The sequence below is a fragment of the Chryseobacterium sp. VD8 genome (assembly GCF_037149975.1).
Taxonomy (GTDB): domain Bacteria; phylum Bacteroidota; class Bacteroidia; order Flavobacteriales; family Weeksellaceae; genus Chryseobacterium; species Chryseobacterium indicum.
Window position 1 is genome coordinate 1 of sequence record NZ_JBBCQL010000425.1, and the last position, 1,239, is coordinate 1,239.

Sequence of the window (1,239 nt, forward strand, 5' to 3'; positions counted from 1 at the left end):
ATAAAATAATATCGAAAAAAAGTAATCAATCCAAAGATTTTTACACAACAGAAGAAATTAATTATTATGAAAAATTAGATATTAATTTTTTTAAAGATTGTATTGATGAGTTCGAAATAATCGATGAAACTTATATTCCGGAGAGATTGGAAATTTATAAAATCATTAATGAGAATTGGAAAGATGGTAAACTTCAATTTCCAAATAATTATTAAAAACAAAAAATATTCTTTAACAAATAACTTAGTTTTTAAATTTCTATTATTTTACCATGAAGCTAAGAATATTGCCACTTTTACTTTTTACAATTACCTTTTGTGAAGCGCAGATTTCTGAAAAAGTAAAAATATTAGCCAAACCTTTAGACACGATACAGTATGCAGAATCTTCACACATCGGAATAGGTGGTGAAAGAAGTAAACTGTATGATGATTTCAGAAAATTAGCGAAAACAGCTACCAATGATGAGCTTTTTTATCTGGCAAAAAACGGAAGCAATTCTTTACGATTATATTCCGGAAAAGAACTTTTTAAAAGAAACGATAAGAGATTTCTTGAGATCTATCAATATTATCATGACAATCCTTTATTCATGAAATATATAGATGGCTGTGTTGGAGAAAGAAATGATATTAAATCTTATTTCAAAGATGAAATTTATTCTGCGAAAGAGATCATTACCGTTAGAGATTCAATTTTAAAAGAAAAAACCAATAATTTTATTAATGCTCAATTAAATAGCATTAATGATGAAGGCTATAAAACATTGAAAATAAAAAGCGTAGAATATTTTTTAAATGAAATTAAAAAAATTGATTCCGGAAAATAATTTCCGGAAAGCAAAAATCCCCGAGCTTTCGCTCGAGGATTTTCTATATTATCTGACTTATTAAGTCTTATTTCACTTCTTCTAATATAATAACTACTATAAATCAAATAGTTATATTTTTATGGTACAAATATGGTACAAAAAAGTTATTCTTTATTTATGTATTAAATATTTACACATAAAAACCTTCTCAACTAATGGGAGATATTATAATTTACAATCTAACCAATATTATAATTTTTTTGACTTAGAACAGTATTTTATAAATAATCTTTTTTATTGATTTATTTTATAATAAACTTTGTATTCAGATCGCCAGTTTTCAAAATATAAATACCCTTAGGAAGATCTGTAAGAATAATTGTATTATCTTTTTGAAATGGATTTTCAATTGTCTGTACTAATTGACC

General features: G+C 24.7%; 3 protein-coding genes. 2 read left to right on the forward strand and 1 reads right to left on the reverse strand.

All coding sequences use genetic code 11. The annotated features are described in order from the left end of the window. Together WFK35_RS22810 and WFK35_RS22815 are read left to right on the forward strand one after the other, a co-directional pair. Nucleotides 1-215: hypothetical protein (locus WFK35_RS22810; protein ID WP_336734931.1), on the forward strand; the 215-nt coding region annotated here is incomplete at its 5' end. Nucleotides 216-271: 56 nt separating this feature from the next. Beyond that, the gene (locus WFK35_RS22815) at nt 272-829 is read left to right on the forward strand and encodes a hypothetical protein (RefSeq protein WP_336734933.1); all 558 of its coding nucleotides are present in this window, start codon (nt 272-274) and stop codon (nt 827-829) included. A gap of 284 nt (nt 830-1,113) precedes the next feature. On the opposite strand, the gene WFK35_RS22820 is transcribed toward WFK35_RS22815, so the two are convergent. Beyond that, on the reverse strand, nt 1,114-1,239 hold a 126-nt coding region (locus WFK35_RS22820), incomplete at its 5' end, for a T9SS type A sorting domain-containing protein (RefSeq protein ID WP_336734935.1).